General features: G+C 64.1%; 19 protein-coding genes. 10 read left to right on the top strand and 9 right to left on the bottom strand.

All coding sequences use genetic code 11. The features are described from left to right. Positions 1–93: 93 nt before the first annotated feature. Positions 94–1,392: an MFS transporter gene (locus tag AC1DSF_RS03510; RefSeq protein WP_478123495.1), complete on the top strand. Its 1,299-nt coding sequence runs from the start codon at positions 94–96 to the stop codon at positions 1,390–1,392. On the opposite strand, the gene AC1DSF_RS03505 is transcribed toward AC1DSF_RS03510, so the two are convergent. From AC1DSF_RS03505 to proV, 6 genes are all read right to left on the bottom strand, one after another. Then, the gene (locus tag AC1DSF_RS03505) at positions 1,393–2,154 is read right to left on the bottom strand and encodes a PA3715 family protein (protein ID WP_478123494.1); all 762 of its coding nucleotides are present in this window, start codon (positions 2,152–2,154) and stop codon (positions 1,393–1,395) included. A 12-nt stretch (positions 2,155–2,166) separates the two neighbouring features. Further along, complete coding sequence (gene murI / locus AC1DSF_RS03500; RefSeq protein WP_478123493.1) at positions 2,167–3,021, bottom strand: glutamate racemase; 855 nt, start codon at positions 3,019–3,021, stop codon at positions 2,167–2,169. Further along, positions 3,018–4,571 carry a fumarate hydratase gene (locus AC1DSF_RS03495; protein ID WP_478123492.1) on the bottom strand — a complete coding sequence of 518 codons (1,554 nt, stop codon included), beginning with the start codon at positions 4,569–4,571 and terminating at the stop codon, positions 3,018–3,020. The genes murI and AC1DSF_RS03495 overlap by 4 nt, the downstream gene beginning before the upstream one ends. 73 nt (positions 4,572–4,644) lie before the next feature. Then, entirely contained in the window at positions 4,645–5,613 is a 969-nt protein-coding gene (gene proX, locus AC1DSF_RS03490) for a glycine betaine/L-proline ABC transporter substrate-binding protein ProX (RefSeq protein WP_478123976.1), read from the bottom strand. Positions 5,614–5,675: 62 nt separating this feature from the next. Beyond that, on the bottom strand, positions 5,676–6,845 hold the full coding sequence (gene proW, locus AC1DSF_RS03485) for a glycine betaine/L-proline ABC transporter permease ProW (RefSeq protein ID WP_478123491.1): 1,170 nt from the start codon (positions 6,843–6,845) through the stop codon (positions 5,676–5,678). Positions 6,846–6,862: 17 nt separating this feature from the next. Beyond that, positions 6,863–8,113 carry a glycine betaine/L-proline ABC transporter ATP-binding protein ProV gene (proV, locus tag AC1DSF_RS03480; protein WP_478123490.1) on the bottom strand — a complete coding sequence of 417 codons (1,251 nt, stop codon included), beginning with the start codon at positions 8,111–8,113 and terminating at the stop codon, positions 6,863–6,865. A gap of 410 nt (positions 8,114–8,523) precedes the next feature. Between proV and fumC the strand changes: the two genes are divergently transcribed. Next, positions 8,524–9,921 (top strand): class II fumarate hydratase, encoded by a 1,398-nt coding sequence (gene fumC, locus AC1DSF_RS03475; protein ID WP_478123489.1) that lies wholly within the window; start codon positions 8,524–8,526, stop codon positions 9,919–9,921. Between the two features lie 49 nt (positions 9,922–9,970). Here the strand turns inward: fumC and AC1DSF_RS03470 are convergent, their stop codons facing one another. Further along, the gene (locus AC1DSF_RS03470; protein WP_478123488.1) at positions 9,971–10,591 is read right to left on the bottom strand and encodes a YqhA family protein; all 621 of its coding nucleotides are present in this window, start codon (positions 10,589–10,591) and stop codon (positions 9,971–9,973) included. Positions 10,592–10,790: 199 nt separating this feature from the next. On the opposite strand from AC1DSF_RS03470, the gene acs reads away from it, so the two are divergent. Both acs and AC1DSF_RS03460 read left to right on the top strand, forming a co-directional pair. Then, positions 10,791–12,785 (top strand): acetate--CoA ligase, encoded by a 1,995-nt coding sequence (gene acs / locus AC1DSF_RS03465; RefSeq protein ID WP_478123487.1) that lies wholly within the window; start codon positions 10,791–10,793, stop codon positions 12,783–12,785. A 53-nt stretch (positions 12,786–12,838) separates the two neighbouring features. After that, the gene (locus AC1DSF_RS03460) at positions 12,839–13,345 is read left to right on the top strand and encodes a LapA family protein (protein ID WP_478123486.1); all 507 of its coding nucleotides are present in this window, start codon (positions 12,839–12,841) and stop codon (positions 13,343–13,345) included. A gap of 21 nt (positions 13,346–13,366) precedes the next feature. On the opposite strand, the gene AC1DSF_RS03455 is transcribed toward AC1DSF_RS03460, so the two are convergent. Then, positions 13,367–13,672 carry a c-type cytochrome gene (locus AC1DSF_RS03455; protein WP_478123485.1) on the bottom strand — a complete coding sequence of 102 codons (306 nt, stop codon included), beginning with the start codon at positions 13,670–13,672 and terminating at the stop codon, positions 13,367–13,369. A 103-nt stretch (positions 13,673–13,775) separates the two neighbouring features. Between AC1DSF_RS03455 and AC1DSF_RS03450 the strand changes: the two genes are divergently transcribed. Next, entirely contained in the window at positions 13,776–14,012 is a 237-nt protein-coding gene (locus tag AC1DSF_RS03450; RefSeq protein ID WP_478123975.1) for a TIGR04438 family Trp-rich protein, read from the top strand. Between the two features lie 148 nt (positions 14,013–14,160). Here AC1DSF_RS03450 and ilvD read toward each other — a convergent pair whose 3' ends face one another. Further along, positions 14,161–15,855, bottom strand: a complete 1,695-nt coding sequence (gene ilvD / locus AC1DSF_RS03445) for a dihydroxy-acid dehydratase (RefSeq protein ID WP_478182340.1) — start codon at positions 15,853–15,855, stop codon at positions 14,161–14,163. 96 nt (positions 15,856–15,951) lie between these two features. On the opposite strand from ilvD, the gene AC1DSF_RS03440 reads away from it, so the two are divergent. The 5 genes from AC1DSF_RS03440 to AC1DSF_RS03420 all read left to right on the top strand — a co-directional run bounded on the left by AC1DSF_RS03440 (position 15,952) and on the right by AC1DSF_RS03420 (position 22,511). Then, on the top strand, positions 15,952–16,896 hold the full coding sequence (locus AC1DSF_RS03440; protein WP_478123483.1) for a LysR family transcriptional regulator: 945 nt from the start codon (positions 15,952–15,954) through the stop codon (positions 16,894–16,896). 16 nt (positions 16,897–16,912) lie between these two features. Continuing rightward, positions 16,913–17,740 carry a prolipoprotein diacylglyceryl transferase gene (gene lgt, locus AC1DSF_RS03435; protein WP_478123482.1) on the top strand — a complete coding sequence of 276 codons (828 nt, stop codon included), beginning with the start codon at positions 16,913–16,915 and terminating at the stop codon, positions 17,738–17,740. A gap of 195 nt (positions 17,741–17,935) precedes the next feature. Further along, a complete protein-coding gene (locus tag AC1DSF_RS03430) occupies positions 17,936–19,777 on the top strand; it encodes a serine/threonine protein kinase (protein WP_478182339.1) in 1,842 nt (613 codons plus the stop codon). After that, positions 19,774–20,961, top strand: a complete 1,188-nt coding sequence (locus AC1DSF_RS03425) for an OmpA family protein (protein WP_478123480.1) — start codon at positions 19,774–19,776, stop codon at positions 20,959–20,961. The genes AC1DSF_RS03430 and AC1DSF_RS03425 overlap by 4 nt, the downstream gene beginning before the upstream one ends. A gap of 119 nt (positions 20,962–21,080) precedes the next feature. Next, positions 21,081–22,511, top strand: coding sequence for a malonyl-CoA decarboxylase (locus AC1DSF_RS03420; protein ID WP_478123479.1), 1,431 nt, complete (start codon positions 21,081–21,083; stop codon positions 22,509–22,511). Positions 22,512–22,529 lie beyond the last annotated feature (18 nt).

The raw sequence follows: 22,529 nt of genomic DNA, 5'->3' as shown, positions 1-22,529 counted from the left end.
CAGAGCGCGCTAGCGAGCCAACAAGCGTTCGCGACACGGAGCGGTAAGGTCGCTCCGCTATGCTCGGCGACGATCTTTGCAGAGGAACGTCGCTTGGCTCTATTTCCCCAGTCCGCCCTCCGACCCGGCGTGCGCAAGCGCGAAGTGTTCGGCTGGGCCATGTACGACTTCGCAAACTCCGGCTATACGACCGTCGTCATCACAGCCGTGTTCGCCGCCTACTTCGTCGGCGGCATCGCGCAGGGCGCGGCGTGGGGCGCATTGGCGTGGTCGGTGGCGCTGAGCATTTCGTACGCGCTCGTAATGTTGACCATGCCGGCGATCGGTGCCTGGGCCGACATGCGAGCGGCCAAGAAGCGCGTGTTGATCCTGTCCACCGTCGGGTGTGTGATCGGCACCGCTGCGCTTGCCTTTACGCCACGCGTCGTCGGAATGCAGGGGGTTCTCGTGGCCATGGCGCTGGTCGTCGTCTCCAACACGTTCTATTCGTACGGCGAATCCATTACCGGTGCATTCCTGCCAGAGCTCGCGACTGTCGAAGGCATGGGCAAGGTGAGTGGCTGGGGCTGGGCCTTCGGCTATCTGGGAGGCATGCTTGCGCTGGGGCTGTGCCTGGCGTACGTCCTGTGGGCGCAAGCCAGGGGCTTGCCTGCTGCGCACTTCGTGCCGGTCACGATGCTGATCACCGCCGCCCTCTATGGCGTAGCCGCTTGTGCCACGTTCGTCCTGCTGCCGGAGCGAGCGATGCCTCGGGCGAACGAGACTGCGCCCAGCGCATGGCGGCAGTTGCAGAGCACCTTCCGCGAGGCTCGCGCGTACCGCGATTTCATGTGGCTCCTTGCGTGCACTGTTTCTTACCAGGGGGGCGTGGCCGTGGCGATCACGCTTGCCGCCATCTATGCCGAGCAAGTGATTGGCTTCGTGCCGAGCGAAACCATGGTGCTGATTTTTGTGCTGAACATTGCCGCGGCGCTCGGCGCCTTCATTTTTGGCTATTGGCAGGACAGCCTGGGGCACAAGCGTTCGCTGGCGGGAACGCTTGTAGCTTGGATCCTTGTCTGTCTGATTGCTGCGTCCGTGACGACCAAAAGCGGGTTCTGGTTGGCGGCCACCATCGCAGGACTTGCGATGGGATCAAGTCAATCGGCGGGCCGTGCGATGACTGGCGTGTTGGCCCCGCCGCGCCAACTCGCGGAGTTCTTTGGCTTATGGACTTTCGCGACCCGCCTCGCCAGCATCGTGGGGCCGCTGAGCTACGGTGTCATCACCTGGATGTCCGGCGGCAACCAGCGAATTGCGATCCTCGCGACCACGGTCTTGTTCGTCGCCGGCCTCGTCATGCTGCTGCCGATCGATATGCGGCGCGGCCGCGAGGCGGCCTTGCGGGCCTGACTAGCCCGCTGCAGCCCGTTTCGACGCGCGGTAAACGGCGCCATCAAAGCGCAGCAGGGTCGATTTGAATTTCGTCGGGAGTTGCTGCGACACACATTCCTCGCCCTGGAGGAGCGACTGGCTTTCCGAGCGCGCCTCACGCAGCATCAGGTCCGCGCTCCCGTTCGTCGCCGTGTGCATGACCGACAGCGTACCGCGGACGGTCTCGAAATCGCCCGTGCAGTTGGTGTCCCATTCGCCGCGCTCGAGCGTTGTCTCAAGTCCATCGAGCACCTTGGCGAGCTTTGCGCCTTGCGGCAGGTACAGCGACAGCGTTTCGCTCGCGTATGGATTCGCTCGCGAAGAGCCCTGCCGCAGGATCCTCAAGCCGAACGCGCGCGCATCCGGGGCCAGTGTGTAGCGCGCCGTATCGACCCGGATCTCGGCAATACGTACCGCGTCTTCGGTGAGAGCGTCCTCGTCGAGGAGTCTGCTGACGATCCTTGCGCGTTCGGTGTTCCCGTTGTCCGCCTGCTGGACGACCAGAACGTCCAGGTCGAACTGCGTGGCGTCGGACTCCGAACCAGTTCGCGGCATGGGCAGCACGACGATAAAGCGGCCGGGAAAGCCTCTCCAGGGCTCGCACACAGCGCGTTCATGGTCAAGGATGCGCTTGGGATGCAGCTTGGCGTGCATGCGTTCGGCCAGGCCGGTGTCGCAAGCGGCATGCGCAGCGATGCTGAAGAAGCCGAGGAGCCAGGCAATGACGAACGCGCGGCGCATGCTTGGGGCGGCTCAGGCGGTTGCTGCGTCTTGGGTGCGGGCAAGGCTTGCTCGGCCGCCCGGTCGCGCAAGCCAGCGCGCGGCAGCGGCCTCGAGCGATTCCGGTGCGTCGCTGCTGAGCAGTCTGACGGCACCTTCGCCATCTTCGGCAAGCTGACCGGACCGTTCCAGCAAACGGCGTGTCTGCTGCGCCACCGGAGCACCAGTGTCGATGAAGCTCACCGAATCGCCTGTCACTCGCCGCAGGGCGCCAGCGATGAAGGGGTAATGCGTGCAGCCGAGAACCAGCGTGTCGATTTCCCCTGGCTCTCCGCCGAAACGGCCGACATCGCCAAGATATTTTTGGCACAGTTCGGCGATTCGGGCGGCGTCACCGCGTTCGATGGCACCTGCAAGCCCATCGCAGGGGACGATGCTGAAGGTCGCTTGTGCATCGAGAGAGGATCGCAGCGCCTCGAACTTGCGACTCTCGAGCGTCACGCGTGTCGCAATCACGGCGATGTGCCTCGTGCTGCTGCGCGCGACCGCCGGTTTGAGAGCGGGTTCGACGCCAATGATCGGGAGCGTTGGGTGGTCGGCGCGCAACAGGTGGATCGCAGCCGCCGTCGCTGTGTTGCAAGCGACGACAAGCGCCTTGATTCGATGACGTTCGAGCAGGTGGCGTGTGACAACGCGGCTGCGGTCGCCGACGAATGCATCGCCCCGCTCCCCGTAAGGTGCGTGAGCGGTGTCGGCGAAATAGACGAATCGTTCGCGCGGCAACTCGCCGCAGAGCGCATTGAGAACGCTCAGTCCTCCGATCCCGCTATCGAAAACGCCGATCGGCCGATCGGCGCCATCGCCCACGTCGACCGCCGTCGCGCTCAAGCCGGTTCCAGCGTGATCGTCTTGAATTCGCCGCTGGCGATTCGCTTCTGCCATTCGGCGGGGCCGGTGATGTGGGCACTCGTGCCGCCGGAATCGACCGCCACCGTCACCGGCATGTCGACGACGTCGAACTCGTAGATCGCTTCCATGCCGAGGTCCGCAAAGCCGACGACCTTGGCGGTCTTGATCGCCTTGCTCACGAGGTACGCCGCACCGCCAACGGCCATGAGGTAGGCGCTCTGGTGCTTCTTGATGGCCTCGATGGCGACCGGGCCTCGCTCGGCCTTGCCGATCATGGCGATCAGGCCGGTCTGGGCCAGCATCATTTCTGTGAAGCCGTCCATGCGCGTTGCCGTTGTCGGGCCGGCAGGGCCGACGGCCTCGTTCTTGACCGGATCGACCGGTCCGACGTAGTAGATCACGCGGTTGGTGAAGTCCACCGGCAGCTTCTCGCCCTTGGCGAGCATGTCGGCGATGCGCTTGTGCGCGGCGTCGCGGCCGGTCAGCATCTTGCCGTTGAGCAACAGCGTGTCGCCGGGCTTCCAGCTGGCGACTTCCGCCGGCGTGAGTTTGTCGAGGTCGACACGCTTGCTCTTGTTGTAGTCGGGCGCCCAGTCGATCTTCGGCCAGAGGTCGAGTGATGGTGCTTCCAGGTAAACGGGCCCGGAGCCGTCGAGCACGAAGTGCGCGTGCCGCGTCGCCGCGCAATTCGGAATCATCGCGACCGGCTTGCTCGCGGCATGCGTCGGGTACATCTTGATCTTGATGTCGAGCACGGTCGAAAGCCCACCGAGGCCTTGTGCGCCGATGCCCAGCGCATTTACTTTCTCGTAGAGCTCGATGCGCAGCGCTTCGACCTTCGTGAGCTCGGCGCCGGAAGCCTTCTTGGCTTGCAACTCGTGCATGTCGAGGTCGTTCATCAGGCTTTCCTTGGCCATCAGCGCGGCCTTCTCGGCGGTGCCGCCAATGCCGATGCCCAGCATGCCTGGCGGACACCAGCCGGCGCCCATCGTCGGCACAGTCTTCAGCACCCAGTCGACGACGCTGTCGCCCGGGTTTAGCATGGCCAGCTTGCTCTTGTTTTCGCTGCCGCCGCCCTTGGCCGCGACGGTGACTTCGACGGTGTTGCCCGGAACGATCTCGGTGAAGATCACAGCCGGCGTGTTGTCCTTGGTGTTCTTGCGATCGAACTGGGGGTCGGCAACGACCGATGCGCGCAGCGTGTTGTCCGGATGGTTGTAGCCCTGGCGCACACCTTCGTTGACGGCATCTTCGAGGCTTCCCGTGAAGCCGCCCCAGCGCACATCCATGCCGACCTTGAGAAACACGTTGACGATGCCCGTGTCCTGGCAGATCGGGCGATGACCGGTGGCGCTCATCTTGCTGTTGGTCAGGATCTGCGCCATTGCATCCTTGGCGGCGGGGCTTTGCTCCCGCTCGTACGCCTTGGCGAGGTGAGCGATGTAGTCGGTGGGATGGTAGTAGCTGATGTACTGGAGCGCAGCGGCGACCGATTCGATCAGGTCGCCCTGCTGGATGGTGGTGGTCATGGTGGGAAGGTTCTTGGAATTGGGGACGCCCGCCGATTATCTCAGCCCCACCAACGGCGGACGGATGCCCGGCTCAGGTGTCGCCAGCGAGCGCCTGTTCGATCCAGCCGTCGAACTGCTGCTGGTGAACCCTGATCCAGCCGTCGACGTGGCGCTCGATGTCCCTCTGCGTGTTCGCGCCCTGGCTCATGCGCAAGTTCTGGGCGTTGATGTCGGCGATCGGGAGGCTCATCACTTCGAACAGCCGGCCTGCAACGGGGTTCGCCTCGGCGAACTGGCGGTTGGCGACGATTTGTTGCTGGTCGGCGGGAAAGCCATAGTCCTTCCCGTTCGGAAGGCGGGTTTCGCTCGGCTCACCTTGCGCGTTCGATGCGGGCACCTGGAGCCACACCACGTCGATCCCGGGTCGCAGCACCGCGCTCACCCAATAAGGAGTCCAGGTGTAGTAGATGACCGGCTGACCCTCCTTGAAGCGGGCGATGGTGTCGGCCATCAGGGCGGCATAGCTTCCTTGCTTGTGCGTGACGGCGTCATGCAACCGGTAGGCCGACAGGTGCTTTTCGATCGCGAGCTCGCATCCCCATCCGGGGTTGCAGCCGGTCAGGTCCGCCTTGCCATCGCCGTCGGTATCGAACAGCTTTGCAATCTCGGGGTCCTTCAGCTGCCCGATGTTCGTGATGTTGTATTGATCGGCAGTCTTTTTGTCGATCAAGTAGCCCTGGACCGCGCCGTCTGCATAGACACCCTTGCGCAAGAGCTTGGCGTCACCGCCGCTGTTCTTGTAGAAGTCGGCATGCAGGGTGTGCCAGTGACTCGCCATGAAGGTGGCGTCGCCATTGGCGATCGCCAGGTGCTCGGTGGCGGGTTCGAGATCCTTGACCGGTGCCACCGTGTAGCCCAATTTTTCGAGCGCCCTGGACACCAGAAGTGTCTGGAACATCTCTTCTGCCAGTGAACTCTTGAGCGGTTGCACCGTAATGCCTTTGCCCGGCAGGTTTTCGGCACGGGCTTGAACGCCCAGACCGAGACCGAGGACCAGCATGCCGGTGGCCCACAAGGCGAGCGCGAAAGGGCGCTTGAACGAATGCGTAAGGTGTGTTCTCTTCATGCCTTGAATCCTTGGGTCGAGAGTTCCGGCGCCGCTGAGTCGGCGGTGCGCGGCCCGGCCATGGTTCTTTGCAACAGGCGCAGCGCGGAGCCGACCGGGCCTGCCTGCCACCAGTGGCGTGCGCTGCTCCGGCGCGACCGGCCCATCGCCTGGGTGAGGCGGTCCAGCGAAATCGCCAGCAGCACGATGCCCAAGCCGCCCACCGTTGCCAGACCCATGTCGAGCCGGCCGATGCCGCGCAGCACCATCTGGCCGAGTCCGCCCACAGCGATCATCGAAGCGATCACGACCATCGAGAGCGACAGCATCAGCGCCTGGTTGATGCCCGCCATGATCGATGGCATGGCCAGCGGCAATTGCACTTTCACGAGCATCTGCCAGGGCGAAGCGCCATAGGCGCGCGCCGCTTCGATCAGGTCGGGCCGCACCTGCCGGATGCCCAGGGTGGTCAGGCGCACCAGTGGCGCCAGCGCGAAGATGATGGTCACGATCACGCCGGGCACATTGCCAATGCCGAAAAGCATCACAACCGGTACCAGATAGACGAAGGCGGGCGTGGTCTGCATGGCATCGAGCACCGGCCGCATGACCCGCTCCGCGCGATCACTGTTCGCCAGCAGCACGCCCAGCGGCAGGCCAATGAGCAGGCAGAACAGCAGCGAGGTCAGCACCAGGGACAGCGTCACCATGGCTTCCGGCCAGATGCCGAGCATCGCCACCGCGAGCAGCGACAGCATGGTTCCGACCGCGAGTGCGCGGCCCGCAAACTGCCAGGCCAAGAGGCCGATCAACACGATCATCGCAAGCGCGGGCATTCCGTTGAGAAGACCCTGCATCCACGTCAACGTGCCGTCGATGGGCAACCGCACGCTCTGGAAAAACGGTCGGAAGTTCTGGACGACCCAGCCCAATCCTTGATTGATCCACGATTCGATTGGCAAAGAGCCGTCCCAGAGTTGATGCAATTGAAAGCCGCTCGCGGCGGAGTCCGCCGAAGCCGCCAGTGTGTGGACCGAATCTGCTGGAGCATCGAGCCACGCGCTTGAAGATGAAGGGTCGGGCGCAATCGACAACGCGGCCCAAGGATCGGTCGGAGTTTCCGGTGGTAGCGACGTCATGGCATCGTTCAGCGGAGCAAGTTCAGTCGGAAGTGCTGTGTCGTTCATGGCGAGATCCTTCGCAATCAGAGGGCTTCAGCGATGGCCGCAAGCGGTGTGGCCGGCACCGGCTCCACCGGCGGCGTATCGCGATCGAGGAATTTCAGCAAGGTGGTCTTGCTGATGGCGCCGCAGAAACGGCCGTCGCCAGCCACGACGGGCACGGCGCAGGGCGCTTGCGCCACTTGGCCGAAAAGGCCGGCGACATGCGCATCCGCGGCGATCGGCGCCAGCGCGGGCAGGAATGCGTGATGCAAGCCGAGGGGGCCTGAGTGGCCCTCCAGGGCAGAGCGCAGCGCGTCGGCCGATACCGTTCCGAGGTATTTCTTGCCGGGTGACACCACGTAGGCGAAGTCGCGGTCCTGTTCTTCGAGCAACTTGAGCGCTGCGCGCGCCCCGCGGTCGGTATGTTCCGAGACCACGGTGAGCGATTTGCGCGCGATATCCGCCGCCTTGAACACAGCCGCCGCATCGACCCCGCGCACGAAACTGCGGACGAAGTCGTCGGCAGGGCTGCGAAGGATTTCATCGGGCGTGCCCACCTGGATCACGCGCCCGTCTTTCATGATCGCGATGCGGTCGCCGATGCGCATGGCTTCGTCGAGATCGTGCGAGATGAAGACAATGGTCCGGCGTCGCACCTGTTGGAGACGCAGCAATTCAGACTGCATCTCCGTGCGGATGATCGGATCGAGCGCCGAAAAAGCCTCGTCCATCAAGAGGATCGAGGGGTCTGAAGCGAGTGCGCGCGCCAGTCCGACACGCTGTTGCATGCCCCCCGACAACTCGTCCGGATAGCTGTCGCCCCAGCCGGCCAGGCCGACTTGCGCCAGCGCCTGTTCGGCTTGCTCCAGCCGTTCCTTCTTGCTGGCGCCCGCGAGTTCCAGCCCGAAGGCGGTGTTCTCGCGCACTGTCATGTGCGGCATCAGTGCGAACGACTGGAACACCATGCTGATGTCCTTGCGCCGGAGGTCGCGCAGTTTCGCGTCCGAGTGGCCGTTGATGTCGGCACCGTTGATGACGATGCGCCCGGACGTCGGTTCGATCAGGCGATTGAGCAATCGCACCAGCGTGGACTTGCCTGAGCCCGACAGGCCCATGATGACGAAGATCTCGCCCGCATGAATATCGAAGGTCGCGTCGAAGACGCCGATCGACTGCCCTGTGCGAGCCAGGATTTCTTCTTTGGAAAGTCCTTGCTTGACCAGGTCCAGTGCCTGTTCCGGCTGGTCGCCGAATACCTTGAACACATGATCGATGAGAATTCCTTTGGCCATACGCCCGGGCTCCTTTGTTGAGTTTGAAAAGAGCGCCCTCGCGAGGGCGACCCGCAGCCGCGCCGTCGGTCAATAGGATCAGTCGGCGACTGCGCTGGAGTCGTCGCGAACCTGAGTGAGCTTGGCTTGGCAGTGGGGCCGGAACAGGCCGGCCGTGGCTCGGGCCGAGGCCCGGAGCCGAACCTCCACCGCGACGGGATTCGAAAATGATCCGCGAGTAGTGGAGGGGACGATCGACATGACTCGTCGATCGATTGAAGGGTTAAGACTATAACCGCATCGAATAAGCGCTGCCGCGCTTGCCGCCAATTGCCCGCACGGTGCGAGTCATTTGCGCTGCGGCCATACTTGACGAATCACTCCGAAGTCCCGCCGGGGGCTTCGCCATCCTTTCGAACATGGAGCCCCGAATGACCTCACCCCCCCAGACACGCGTCGAACGCGACACCTTTGGCCCGATCGAGGTGCCAGCCGGCAAGCTGTGGGGGGCGCAGACCCAGCGTTCGCTGCAGAACTTCGACATTTCCGGGGAGCAGCAGCCGCGCGAAATCATCCGGGCCCTTGCTCAAGTCAAGCGCTCTTCGGCCGTGGTGAACCATGCGCTCGGACTGCAGGACGAGAAGAAGACCCAAGCCATCGTGGCCGCGGCCGATGAAGTCATCGAAGGCAAGCACGCCGGCGAATTTCCGCTCGTGGTCTGGCAAACCGGCTCCGGCACCCAGACCAACATGAACGTGAACGAGGTACTGGCAAATCGCGCGAGCGAACTGCTCGGCGGCGAACGAGGCGAAGGGCGGATGGTGCACCCTAACGACGATGTGAACCGGAGCCAATCGTCCAACGATGTGTTTCCGACCGCCATGCATGTGGCGGCGGTAGAGGCGATCACGCACAAGCTGTTGCCGGCCATCGCGAAGCTGCGCGCGACGCTCGACAAGAAATCCAGGGATTTTGCGGAGATCGTGAAGATCGGCCGCACTCATTTGCAGGACGCGACCCCGCTCACGCTGGGCCAGGAGTTTTCGGGCTACGCCGCGCAGCTTGCCCATGGCGCCGCGCATGTTCGCGCCGCGCTGCCGCACCTGTGCGAACTTGCGCTTGGCGGAACGGCGGTCGGCACCGGCCTCAACGCGCCCAAAGGCTACGCCGAGCAGGTCGCAGCCGAGCTGGCAAGGCTCACCGGGCTGCCCTTTGTGACGGCTCCGAACAAGTTCGAGGCCATGGCGTCCGTCGATGCGCTGGTGCATGCGCATGGCGCGCTGAAGACCCTTGCCGCCAGCATGAACAAGATCGCCAACGATGTTCGCTGGCTCGCGAGCGGCCCTCGCAGCGGCATCGGCGAGCTGAGCATCCCTGAAAACGAACCCGGCTCGTCCATCATGCCGGGCAAGGTCAACCCCACGCAGAGTGAAGCTGTCACAATGCTTGCCGCGCAGGTGTTCGGCAATGACGTCGCAATCAACATCGGCGGCGCGTCAGGCAACTTTGAACTGAACGTTTTCCGCCCGATGGTGGCGCACAATTTCCTGCAGAGCGTTCGGCTGTTGGCCGACGGCATGGTGAGCTTCAACGATCATTGCGCCGTCGGCATCGAGCCGAACCGCGAGCGCATCACCGAATTGGTTCAACGCTCATTGATGCTCGTGACCGCGCTCAACACCCACATCGGCTACGACAAGGCCGCCTTCATCGCGAAGAAGGCGCACAAGGAAGGCTCCAGCCTGCGCGAAGCGGCGATTGCCTCGGGGCACTTGACGGCGGAACAGTTCGACCAGTGGGTGGTGCCTGAGCAGATGACCGGAAGGTGACGGCCAGTGTTCTGCTGTCCTGCTGTTCAGCTTCGCCGGAGCGGCGCCGTCAGTGGTCGTCGCCCGATGGCGGCCGCATCATCAGCCGGTCGGTCACGGCGATAGCCATGGCTGAAAGCAGGAAGGTGATATGAATCGCGGTCTGGGCTATCAGCACGCGGTCGGTGTAGTTGTCCGCGTTGATGAAGGTCTTCAGCAGATGGATCGAGCTGATGCCGATGATCGCCGTCGCCAGCTTGACCTTCAGCACCGACGCATTGACGTGGCTCAGCCATTCCGGCTGGTCGCGATGGCCTTCGAGGTTCATGCGGCTCACGAAGGTCTCGTAGCCCCCGACGATGACCATGATCAGGAGGTTCGAGATCATCACGACGTCGATCAACGCCAGCACGACCAGCATGATGACCGTCTCGTTGAGCGATGTGACGGGCGCGCTGGTCTTGTAGCCGATGCTGTTGATCAGTGCCTCGAGCGCGTCTGTGCTGCCGAAGGCGGCCTGCACGAGGTGCGACAACTCGACCAGGAAATGCACCACATACACCGCCTGTGCGACTATCAGCCCCAGGTAGAGCGGAAGCTGGAGCCACCGGCTCGCAAAGATGATGTTTGGCAGCGGGCGAAGCGGCGAGGTCCTGCCTGCGGCCGGGGGGAACTGGTCGGTGTTTGACATCGGTTGCGTTCGGTTGGCTTCGTTAACGACTGCAAAACGCGCGATTCTAGGGGGCGATGCAGCCGTCCTGGCGGCGATTCCTCCGCCGGCCTGTGGCATCTGCCGTCAGTCATCCGTAAGTGCGCGGGCAGACATTCGAAACTTGATGACCGGAGCAGGTCGCAACAGCAGTCGGTAAGTCGGTAAAGGAGACAAAGAGATGAGCAGCGCTTCCACGATCGAATCCGTCCTGGTAGAAAACAGGGTGTTTCCGCCTGACGCCCGCGCCAGCAAAGGCGCGCGCATCGGCAGCATGGCCGCCTATGACGCACTGTGCAAAGAAGCCGCCGACGACTTCGATGGCTTTTGGGCTCGGCAGGCGAAGGCCAACGTGGTTTGGACCAAGCCCTTCACGCGTACGCTGGACGAGTCGAACGCGCCTTTCTACAAGTGGTTCGAAGACGGCGAACTCAACGCGTCGGCCAACTGCCTCGACAAGCACATTGGCACGCCCGTCGAGAACAAGACCGCCATCGTGTTCGAAGCCGACGACGGCGCGGTCACCAAGATCACCTACAAGGAGCTGCTGGCGCGTGTGTCGCAGTTTGCCAATGCGCTGAAGGCGCAGGGCATCACGAAGGGCGACCGCGTCATCATCTACATGCCGATGACCATCGAGGGTGTGATCGCCATGCAGGCCTGCGCCCGCATCGGCGCCACGCACAGCGTCGTCTTCGGCGGCTTCTCGGCCAAGGCGCTCCAGGAGCGCATCATCGATGCCGGCGCGGTGGCAGTGATCACAGCCAACTTCCAATTGCGCGGCGGCAAGGAACTTCCGCTGAAGGCCATCGTTGACGACGGCATTGCGTTGGGCGGCTGCGAGTCGATCAAGACCGTGCTGGTCTTCCAGCGCACCGCGAGCCCCTGCAACATGGTGGCCGGGCGCGACAAGACTTTCGACGAGGCGCTCAAGGGTCAGAGCACCGAATGTCCGCCGGTTCCGGTCGGTGCCGAGCATCCCCTGTTCATCCTCTACACCTCGGGTTCGACGGGCAAGCCCAAGGGCGTGCAGCACGCGACGGGTGGCTATCTGCTGTGGGCCAAGCTCACGATGGACTGGACCTTCGACATCCGTCCCGAGGACGTCTTCTGGTGCACCGCCGACATCGGATGGATCACCGGGCACACCTATGTCGCCTACGGGCCGCTCGCCGCGGGCGCAACACAGGTGGTGTTCGAAGGCATCCCGACCTTTCCGCACGCGGGCCGGTTCTGGCAGATGATCGAGAAGCACAAGGTGTCGATCTTCTACACGGCGCCCACGGCGATCCGGTCGCTCATCAAGGCAGCCGAGAGCGACGAAAAGGTGCACCCGAAGAATTGGGATCTTTCGTCATTGCGCATTCTTGGTACGGTGGGCGAACCCATCAATCCGGAAGCCTGGATGTGGTACTACCGCAATGTCGGCGGGGAGCAATGCCCGGTCATCGACACCTTTTGGCAGACAGAGACAGGCGGCCACGTCATCACGCCGCTGCCAGGGGCGACGCCACTGGTGCCGGGTTCGTGCACGTTGCCGTTGCCAGGCATCATGGCGGCGATCGTCGACGAGACCGGCAAGGACATCCCGAACGGCGGCGGCGGCATGCTGGTCATCAAGCGCCCCTGGCCATCGATGATCCGCACGATCTGGAATGACCCCGAGCGCTTCAAGAAAAGCTACTTTCCCGAAGAGATGGGCGGCACCATCTACCTGGCCGGCGACGGCGCCGTGCGCAGCACCGACCGCGCCTATTTCCGGATCACCGGGCGCATCGACGACGTGCTCAACGTGTCCGGCCATCGGCTTGGCACGATGGAGATCGAATCGGCTTTGGTCGCCAAGACAGATCTGGTGGCCGAGGCCGCCGTGGTTGGCCGGCCCGACGACCTGACGGGCGAGGCGGTGTGCGCCTTCGTCGTGCTCAAACGCGGCCGTCCCAGCCCTGAAGAAGCCAAGCAGATCGCGGCGGACTTGCGCAACTGGGTGGCAAAAGAAATCGGCCCGATTGCCAAGCCCAAGGACATCCGCTTCGGCGAGAACCTTCCGAAGACGCGCAGCGGCAAGATCATGCGGCGCCTGCTGCGCAGCATTGCGAAAGGCGAGGCGATCACGCAGGACACATCGACGTTGGAAAACCCCGCCATCCTCGAGCAGTTGGGGCAAGCCTATTGACTCCGCCGCGCATGCGGTACAAACGACCTCTCCAATCACAACGGGAGTAGGTCATGGGAGTCAGAACAGGTGTATTGCTGGTAGTCGTGCTGCTGATCGCAGCGCTGGCTGCATTCAACTGGGGCATCGTCGTCTCCCCGACGACGATGTCCATCGGCTTCATGCAGGTCACGGCGCCTTTCGGGCTGATCATGCTGGGGCTGACGGCGCTGTTGGGCGTTTTCTTCGTGGTGTATGTGGTCTACCTGCAAAGCTCGATCCTGATCGAGACGCGGCGGCATACCAAGGAAATGCAGATGCAGCGCGACCTCGCGGACAAGGCGGAGGCATCGCGCTTCACCGAGCTGCGCAATTTCCTCGAGGCGCAAGAAAACGCGCACATGACACGCAATGCCGAACGGCACGCCGCTTTGCTCGCGCGGGTCGAGCAGCTCGAAACGGCAATCAAGACGCGATCCGACCAGACGGACAACACGCTGGCGGCTCACATCGGCCAGCTGGAAGATCGCTTCGATCGCCGAAGCGGAGCTTCCGCAGCCGGCATGCCGCCAGCCGTCTGAGTTCTAGCGTCTGAAGGGTGCTTACTTGGTCGTCAGGATCCAGGCGGCCAGCTTCTTCGCATCCGCTTCGCTGACCTGATTGTTCGCGGGCATGGGCACCGGGCCCCACACGCCCGAGCCGCCCTTGATGATCTTGCTCGCGAGCAGGTCGACGGCGTCCTTGTTGTCCTTGTACTTGACCGCGATGTCCTGGAACGAAGGGCCCAGCACCTTGCGATCGACGGCATGGCAACTCATGCAGTTCTTCGATGTGGCCAGAGCCAGGTCCGCCAGGGCGGGGGCCGCGCAGCCAAGGCTGAGCACGGTGACGACGAGCGCTTTTTTCATGGGGTCCAATCGCATCGGTGCGTTAAAGTCGATCCAGCGCGATTGTAGGGAGAGCGAAGACGCTCTTCACCCCCGCGCCATGACAACGACGGAGGAGTTCGCGATGTGGTTCCTGATGCTGGGCGTGCTGGGTGTGGCGCTCAAATGGCTCGAGGTCGGCTTTGTGGCGGCCCTGAGTTGGTGGATCGTGTTGATCCCTTTCGCGCTTGCGGTCGCGTGGTGGGCTTGGGCTGATGCCTCGGGCTATACCAAGCGCAAGGTGATCGAGAAGGAAAACGCGCGCAAGCAGGAGCGCATCGATCGGCAGCGCAGTCGGCTCGGCATGTTGAAAAAGAAATAGCTCGCCCCCAGGCTCGCGCACTTCGTGTCGCTCTCCACCCCCTGACCGGGGGCAACACCAGCGGCCCGGCGAAGCCGGTTCCGCGGTGTTTCTGGAAGGGCAGGGTGGCGGGGCGGTTTTGGGCCGACGGGGCTTCCTTTTTCCCTTTTTAGAACTTGTCGAGGACGGCGCCGGAGCTGGCGCTGGAGGCGTTGAAGGCGAACTTGGCTTGGACGCCGCGGGTGTAGCGGGGGGCGGGCGCTTTCCAGCCTTCGCGGCGCTTGGCGATTTCGGACTCGGGGACGTTGAGGTCGAGCTTGAGTTGGTGCGCGTCGATGGTGATCGAATCGCCCTCTTTGACGAAAGCGATGGTGCCACCCGCGGCTGCTTCGGGGGCTACGTGGCCTACGACCATGCCCCAGGTGCCGCCGGAGAAACGGCCGTCGGTGATGAGGCCTACGCTTTCACCGAGGCCTGCGCCGATCAAGGCGCCGGTGGGAGCCAGCATCTCGGGCATGCCAGGGCCACCCTTGGGTCCCAGATAGCGCAGAACCATGACGTCGCCGGCCTTGATCTTGCCGTCGAGGATGGCTTGCAGCGCTGACTRTTCGTCGTCGAACACTCTCGCAGGCCCGGTGATGACGGGGTTCTTCAGGCCAGTGATCTTTGCGACTGCGCCTTCGGGCGAAAGGTTGCCCTTCAAAATCGCCAGGTGCCCTTCGGCATACATTGGATTGTCGATGGGGCGAATCACGTCCTGGTCGGCGCGTGGCTGGTCGGGCACGTCCTTCAGCACTTCGGCAATGGTCTGGCCGGTGATGGTGATGCAGTCGCCGTGCAGCAGACCGGCGTTCAGGAGAACCTTCATCACCTGCGGGATGCCGCCGGCCTGATGCAGGTCGACGGCGAGGTACTTGCCACTGGGCTTGAGGTCGCAGATCACTGGGACCTTCTTGCGCATGCGCTCGAAATCGTCGATGGACCATTTCACATCCGCAGCGTGCGCGATGGCGAGGAAGTGCAGCACCGCATTCGTCGAACCGCCCGTTGCCATGATGACTGCAACGGCGTTCTCGATGGCCTTCTTGGTCACGATGTCGCGCGGCTTGATGTCCTTCTTGATGGCTTCGATGAGCACCTTGGCCGATTCCTTGGCCGAGTTCTCCTTTTCGTCGTGCGGATTGGCCATGGTCGACGAATACGGCAGCGACATGCCCAGCGCCTCGAACGCGCTCGACATGGTGTTGGCGGTGTACATGCCGCCGCACGAGCCGGTGCCGGGGATGGCGCGCATCTCGATTTGCTTGAGGTCCTCGTCGCTCATGTTGCCGGCGGCGTTCTGGCCTACCGCCTCGAACACGCTGACGATGTTCAGGTCCTGGCCCTTGTAGCGGCCCGGCAGGATCGTCCCGCCGTAGACGTAGATCGCCGGCACGTTGGCGCGCAGCATGCCCATCATGCCGCCGGGCATGTTCTTGTCGCAGCCGCCGACCACGAGCACGCCGTCCATCCACTGGCCGCCCACGCAGGTTTCGATGCAGTCCGAAATGACTTCGCGGCTCACCAGCGAGTACTTCATGCCTTCGGTGCCCATGGCCATGCCGTCGGAGATGGTGGGCGTGCCGAACACCTGCGCGTTGCCGCCCGCTTCCTCGATGCCGGCGATGGCCGCGTCAGCCAGCTTCTGCAGGCCCGAGTTGCACGGCGTGATGGTGCTGTGGCCGTTGGCAACACCGACCATCGGCTTCTTGAAATCGCCTTCTTCGTAGCCCATGGCGTAGAACATCGACCGGTTGGGCGCGCGGCTCTTGCCTTCGACGATGTTGGCGCTGCGGCGGTTGATCTGGATCGGTTTGGTGTCCATCGTGTCTCTCGTGATCGGAATCGGGGAGGTCAAGTATCGGACGATTAATTGATTGGTTCCAATCCATTTTTTGTGTCCGATTGATATGCTGTGCATATGAATGATGCGTCGATCGACCTGCGGGTCTGGCGGCAGTTCCTCGCCGTCGCGGAGGAACTGCACTTTGGCCGCGCCGCCGTGCGCCTGCACATGACGCAGCCGCCCGTCACGCAGGCGATCGCGCTGCTCGAGAAGACGCTGGGCGTGGTGCTTTTCGATCGGACGCGCCGCCGCGTGGCGCTCACGCCGGCCGGCGAGGCCTTGCTGCCCGACGTGCGGGATTTGCTGGCCCGGGCGCAATCGTTGCCAGCGCGCGCTCGTGCGGCCGCGGCGGGGGAAGTCGGACGGGTGCGATTGGCCTTTGTATCGACCATCGGATTCGAGCGGCTCCCGCTGTGGGTGAAGGAGTTTCGGGTGCGGTGCCCGCAGGTCGCCCTCGAACTGGTCGAGGCGACGGGAGACGTGCAACTGGAAGGCTTTTCCCGCGGCGAGATCGATGCCGGGCTGATGCTGCATTCGCCCGGTTTTGCGCCGCCTGGCCTGGAGCGGCTGACGATCTCGGAAGAGCCTTTGGTGCTGGCGCTGCCGGCCGGACATCCGCTGGCCAAGGTCGACAAACTGCCTCTGCAGGCGGCGCTCGCCGAGCCCGTGGTGATCTTTCCGCGCCGAATCGTGCCGTCGCTGCACGATGCGATCTTTGCGCTCTATCACGCCACTGGCCGCACACCGCAGATCGCTCAGGAAGCCATCCAGATGCAGACGATCGTCAACCTCGTCTGGGGCGGCCTGGGAGTCGCCTGGGTGCCGCGGAGCGTCATGCAGTTTCGGCGCACCGGCGTGGTGTACCGGACCGCGAGCGAATTCGAGCCTTCGGGCCGTCGCCGAAGCGCCGCGCCGCTTCCGAGTTGCGAAACCAGCCTGGTCTGGCCGGCCGACGCAGACAACCCCGCGCTGGCGCGCTTCGTCGACTTCATCAGGGCCCAAGGCGTGGCACCGCATTGAGGCGAGAATCGCGTCCATGTTGATGTATCCGCAGATCAATCCGATCGCGCTCCAGCTGGGGCCGATCGCGATTCACTGGTATGGGCTGACCTACCTGGCCGCTTTCGCGCTGTTCTACTTCCTGGGCACGCGCCGGCTGCGGCACGAGCCTTACCGTTCCATCACCGGACCGGGCGCGTGGTCGCGCAAGGACCTCGAAGACATCCTCTTCCTCGGTGTAATGGGCGTAATCGTCGGGGGTCGCCTGGGCTACTGCTTTTTCTACAAGCCTGGTTTCTATCTCACCCATCCGCTGGAGATTTTCTTCGTCTGGCAGGGTGGCATGAGCTTTCATGGCGGGCTGCTGGGCGTGATTGCCTCGATGGTGTGGTTCTCGCACTCGCGGGCGCGACCGTTCTGGCAGGTCATGGATTTCGTTGCGCCTTGCGTGCCGACCGGGCTCGCGGCCGGCCGGGTCGGCAACTTCATCAACGGCGAACTCTGGGGGCGTTTTTCGAGCCCCGATCTTCCGTGGGGCATGGTCTTTCCCCAGAGCGGCTCGATGCTTCCGCGCCATCCGTCGCAGGTCTACCAGTTCCTGCTCGAAGGCTTGCTGCTCTTCGCGTTGCTTTGGCTCTACGCCCGCAAGGAGCGCCGCGAACGCCGCGTCTCGGCAGTGTTCCTGGTCGGATACGGGCTCATGCGCTTCATCGCCGAATACTTCCGCGAACCCGATGACTTCCTCGGTTTGCTGGCGCTCAACATGAGCATGGGGCAGTGGCTTTGCGTCCCGATGATCGTCTTCGGAATCTGGCTCTACGTGAGCGCGCCCGCGCAGCGCCGCGCTGCGACCGCGACGGCATAAGGGGATTAGCGGCTGCGCCTGACCCCTACAGCGTATGGTCAGCCTTGAGCACAGGCTGGACGGAGCGTCCTTTCGGCTAGTGCTTCTGGTGAATGCGCCGCGGTGTCGTGCGCTGTAGAGTGGGTGCTCACGACAGGGGATTCGACGTCATGTCAATGCTGGTTTGTATCGTGCGCAGCACGCAATGAGCTCGCGATGGCACTCGACCTGCATACAGTGCCTGGCTCGGTCACCGGCCGCGATGCGGAAGCGGCATCGGCGCTGGAGTGGAGCGACGCCGACAGATCCACCGCGCACACGCTGCCCGAAGGCCTGCGGCTCCTCGACTACGAAATCGTCGGCCCGATCGGCGAGGGCGGCTTCGGCATCGTGTACCTCGCTTGGGATCACGCGCTCGAACAGCACGTCGCGATCAAGGAATACCTGCCGGCCATCCTCGCTTCGCGCGCCAGCGTATCGCCGGCAGTGGTCGTCAAGTCGCAGCGGCACAGGGAAGGTTTTCGCCTTGGGCTGCGCAGCTTCCTGAACGAGGCGCGAATCCTCGCGCGCTTCGATCATCCGTCGCTGGTCCGGGTGCTGCACTTCTGGGAAGGCAACGGCACCGCTTACATGGCGATGCCTTACTACGACGGCCCGACGCTCGCCCACGCGCTCGAGGATCTGGGGCGTCCACCGAACGAAGCGGAGCTTTGCGGCTGGCTGCGCCCCTTGCTCGACGCGCTCGGCACCATGCATGCGGCGAGCTGCTTTCACCGCGATGTCTCTCCGGACAACATCCTCCTGACCCAGAGCGGCCCGGTGCTGCTGGACTTCGGCGCAGCGCGGCGCGTCATCGACGGCATGACCTCGTCGCCGACCGTCGTCTTCAAGCCTGGGTTCGCGCCGATCGAGCAGTACGGCGAAGTGGCTTCGATGAAGCAGGGCGCGTGGACCGACCTGTATGCGGTGGCGGGTGTGGTCCATGCCGCCATTACCGGCCATCCGCCGACGCCGTCGATCGAACGCTTGATGAACGACCAGTTGAAGCCGCTCACGCAGGTGGCGCGGGGCCGCTACAGCGAACCTTTCCTCGCGGCGGTCGATGCCGCGTTGTCGCTGCATCCGCGGAACAGGCCGCAGAGCGCGGCCGAATTCTGGACGATGCTCAGTTGCGGTGAGCAATTGCAGGACCTGGCACTCGCGCGCGCCGTGCGGCTGGGCGATGCCTCGTCGGGAGTGCAGTCTCCCGTCGATGCAAGGCTGGATGAAGAGGTTTCACTGCCGCCCGATCTGGTGCGAGAAAGCGCAACGTCAACACCAACCCCATCATCGATGCCAGCGCCGCCAGCGCCGACAGAGCGGGCACTCAGTGCGGCCTTGCATTGGGCCGGGCCCGTCAAACGCTGGAACCGCGCGCCCGTTTCGAATTGGCCGCCGTTGCGCGAGGAGCCGAGTCCGGGCGGGCAACCGGGCAGCCGATGGAAAACTTATGCGCTGGCTGCTTCAGTCGTGCTGTTGGGTGCTGCGGCGTACGGCTACTACCGCTTCAATGATCGTCACGGGGCGGCATCGTCGCAGCCTCCGGAGACCACCTTGGCTCCCCAGAAGGCTTCGGCGCCCCCGTCAACTGCGCCAGCCGCACCTGTCGCCCCAGTCGATCCGGATGCACCGGCAGTGAAGCCCGTCGCGCCGACGGTCGCACCCCCTGTGCCGACGCCCCAGCCGCAGCTTTCAGTTTCCAGCGCCGAAGATGAGAAATCAACAGAGGCGATGCCGGCGAAAAGCCAGTCGGCTGAGGCCATCGAACCTGCGGCATCGGCGAAAGCCGCGCCCGCGCGCAAAACGGCATGGCGTTCGCGCAGCGACGCCCAGAAGACCGTGCGTCGCGAGCCGCGCAATGTCGAACCCGAAGCCTCGCTTCCGGCCATGGTGGTGCAGCCCGCGCCGCCGCTGGAGGGCGCGCAAATCCATTCCAACTGCACCGATCTGCTTCAGCGGGCGTCTCTCGGCCCGCTGGCGGCAGGCGAAGCCGCGCTCTTGAGAAAGGGATGTGAATGATGACCTCCACGACCTTCCCGCGTTGGGCGCAAGCCCTGTTCCTATCGGCTGTTGCCGCACTGGCGGCCGGTTGTGCCACGGCCCCAGGTTCGTCCAATGGAGAGCTTCCGTTCGACCAGGCCATCGCCGCGGCCACCGATGGGCTCGCCAGCCAGACGCAGGGCTTTCTGGCTTCGATCAGCGGCAAGCGTGGCGTGGTGGTCGACCCGATGATCGACGCCGGCAGCGCCCAGCAGACGGTGGCAACGCAAATGCTGCAGGAGCGCGTGACCGACCGGATGACTTCGAAAGCCGACTCGCTGGAGATCATGCCGTTTCAGGGGGCGAGCATGGGCAAGGCCCGCTACCTGCTGACGGGCACGATGACCCGGCTGGCTGTCGACAAGCCGCAAGGACCGATCCGGATCGACCTGGCGCTGACCGAGCTTGCCAGTGGCAACGTGGTCGCGCAGTCGTCCGCGGTGACGCGCGACGAGGGTCTCGACCACACGCCGCTGCCGTACTACAGGGACACGCCGATGGCGGTCAAGGACCGTGTGATCGAAGGCTATATCCGCACCACCGCCACGCCGCCAGGCCAGCGCGCTGACGCGTACTACTTCGAACGCATCGCGGTGGCGCCGGCCATCAAGGATGCGACCAGCGCCTACAACGCGCAGCGCTACCAGGATGCTTATGCGCAATACAGCGCCGCCAGCGGTTCGCCCGTCGGCGATCAGCTGAGGGTGCTCAACGGCATGTACCTGAGCTCGGCCAAGCTGGGCCGCACCGCGCAGGCGCAGGACGCATTCGGCAAGCTCGTGGCCTACGGCATCGCGAACCAGCAGCTCGGCGTGAAGTTCCTGTTCAACCCGAACAGCACCGTGTTCTGGTCGGAGACGCAGATCAGCGGTCCGTATCCGATGTGGTTGCATGAAATCGCCAAGGCGAGCGCCGATGCGAAGGTGTGCCTGGACATCATCGGCCACACCAGCCATACCGGGCCTGTGGCCTACAACGACGTGCTTTCGATGCAGCGCGCACGCTACGTGCAGCAGCGCCTGGTCGCCGAATCCACTTCGCTGAGTGAGCGCACCACGCCCAGCGGCCGGGGATTCCGCGAGAACATCATCGGAAGCGGCACCGACGACGCCGTCGATGCGCTGGACCGCCGAGTCGAATTCAAGATCGTCAATTGCAGCTGATCCGGCGACGAGCACGCGGGTAATATTCCGGATTGCCGTCCGCCCGCCCCCTTTTCCGCCCCGCGCCCCGGCGCGAGGCCGTGCGGGCCTTTGCGCTTCACAAAAGGCCAAGCTCATCCATGAATGCCAGCGACTGGATCACGCGCAGCGTTTCGCGCCTGCGGCCGACCCACACTGCCGAAGGCGGCAAGTCCGCGACTGCGCCCCGACCCCTTTCAGAGCGTCTGGAAGCCACGCTGCGCCGACCGGGCGAAGCACTCGCGCCGCGCGCCTTGCGGCGCGCGCTGGTGGAGTTGCAGGCGGTGGTCGACCCCAGCATCAGCGACGTCGAAGCCGGCCGCCGCGCACACGCCGTCGTGCAGTGGTATGCCGGGCGCGAACTCGACGAGCGGCGCGACATCTGGCTGCTGATGAGCGAGCGTTTCGCGCCCGACGTGCAAAAGCTCAGTAGCGCGCGCGACCTGCATGAGGCCGCGGTCGGCACGCCCGACGAAGGGCAGGCCGAGATCGACCTGCGCCGCGCGCTGGTTTCGCCGCGCGCACGCCTGCTGCAGCGATTCGCGATCGATCCGGACGGCATGCGCTTCCTGGTCGAGTTGCGCGCACAGCTTCTGCCGCACCTGAAGGGCGACCGCCGGCTGCTTCCGCTGGACGCCGAACTCGAACATCTGTTTTCGACCTGGTTCGACGTCGCTTTCCTCGATTTGCGGCGCATCAGCTGGGATTCACCGGCCTCACTGATCGAGAAACTGATCCAGTACGAAGCCGTGCACGACATCAAGAGCTGGGCCGACGTCAAGAACCGGCTCGACAGCGACCGCCGCTGCTACGGATTCTTTCATCCGCGTCTGCCCAACACACCGCTGATCTTCGTCGAGGTGGCACTGGTCGACCGCATCAGCGAAGGCATCGTTCCATTGCTGGACGAAGCGGCGGCGGTCGTCAAGCCGGACAAGGCGACGACGGCGATCTTCTATTCGATCAGCAATACGCAGACGGGCCTGCGCGGCGTGAGCTTCGGCGATTCGCTGATCAAGCGCGTGGTCGAAACCCTGCAGGACGAGCTTCCGCGTCTGAAGACCTTCGCAACCTTGTCGCCGATTCCCGGCTTTCGCGCCTGGCTCGGCAAGAACGCGGCGGCGATGGTGGAACGACTCGATGAAAAGCGCGCGACGGAACTGGGCCGCGTGGTCGGTTCGTTGCCGCCGACGGGGGAGCGGTTTCTCGCCGCCGCCGAAGACGCGGGGTCGCTGGATGCGAAGTCGCCGGTGCGGCAACTGCTGCTGCAATCGGCCGCGGAGTATCTCGGTCGAGCCACGGCGGACGGCAAGCCGATCGATCCGGTTGCGCGTTTTCATCTCGGGAACGGCGCGCGCGTCGAAAAACTCAACTGGGCCGGTGATCCATCCTCGAAGGGGCTGAAGCAGTCCTACGGTCTCATGGTCAATTACCTCTACGATCTCAAGCGGCTTGACAAGCACCGCGCACTGCTGGCGCAGGGCAAAGTGGCGGTGTCGGGCGAAGTCGACGATCTTTTTCTCAAGAGCTGAGCTCCATGCAGTCCGTTC

Source organism: Variovorax sp. 01N429 (genome assembly GCF_056399425.1).
This window is presented reverse-complemented; position numbering and strand designations above follow the sequence as displayed.

Excerpts from the sequence above, each read along its gene's own strand:
- AC1DSF_RS03505 (WP_478123494.1), bottom strand. The coding sequence starts at position 2,154 with ATGCGCCGCGCGTTCGTCATTGCCTGGCTCCTCGGCTTCTTCAGCATC.
- AC1DSF_RS03495 (WP_478123492.1), bottom strand. The coding sequence starts at position 4,571 with ATGACCACCACCATCCAGCAGGGCGACCTGATCGAATCGGTCGCCGCT.
- proX (WP_478123976.1), bottom strand. The coding sequence starts at position 5,613 with ATGCTGGTCCTCGGTCTCGGTCTGGGCGTTCAAGCCCGTGCCGAAAAC.
- proW (WP_478123491.1), bottom strand. The coding sequence starts at position 6,845 with ATGAACGACACAGCACTTCCGACTGAACTTGCTCCGCTGAACGATGCC.
- proV (WP_478123490.1), bottom strand. The coding sequence starts at position 8,113 with ATGGCCAAAGGAATTCTCATCGATCATGTGTTCAAGGTATTCGGCGAC.
- fumC (WP_478123489.1), top strand. The coding sequence starts at position 8,524 with ATGACCTCACCCCCCCAGACACGCGTCGAACGCGACACCTTTGGCCCG.
- AC1DSF_RS03470 (WP_478123488.1), bottom strand. The coding sequence starts at position 10,591 with ATGTCAAACACCGACCAGTTCCCCCCGGCCGCAGGCAGGACCTCGCCG.
- acs (WP_478123487.1), top strand. The coding sequence starts at position 10,791 with ATGAGCAGCGCTTCCACGATCGAATCCGTCCTGGTAGAAAACAGGGTG.
- AC1DSF_RS03460 (WP_478123486.1), top strand. The coding sequence starts at position 12,839 with ATGGGAGTCAGAACAGGTGTATTGCTGGTAGTCGTGCTGCTGATCGCA.
- AC1DSF_RS03455 (WP_478123485.1), bottom strand. The coding sequence starts at position 13,672 with ATGAAAAAAGCGCTCGTCGTCACCGTGCTCAGCCTTGGCTGCGCGGCC.
- AC1DSF_RS03450 (WP_478123975.1), top strand. The coding sequence starts at position 13,776 with ATGTGGTTCCTGATGCTGGGCGTGCTGGGTGTGGCGCTCAAATGGCTC.
- AC1DSF_RS03440 (WP_478123483.1), top strand. The coding sequence starts at position 15,952 with ATGAATGATGCGTCGATCGACCTGCGGGTCTGGCGGCAGTTCCTCGCC.
- lgt (WP_478123482.1), top strand. The coding sequence starts at position 16,913 with ATGTTGATGTATCCGCAGATCAATCCGATCGCGCTCCAGCTGGGGCCG.
- AC1DSF_RS03430 (WP_478182339.1), top strand. The coding sequence starts at position 17,936 with ATGGCACTCGACCTGCATACAGTGCCTGGCTCGGTCACCGGCCGCGAT.
- AC1DSF_RS03425 (WP_478123480.1), top strand. The coding sequence starts at position 19,774 with ATGATGACCTCCACGACCTTCCCGCGTTGGGCGCAAGCCCTGTTCCTA.
- AC1DSF_RS03420 (WP_478123479.1), top strand. The coding sequence starts at position 21,081 with ATGAATGCCAGCGACTGGATCACGCGCAGCGTTTCGCGCCTGCGGCCG.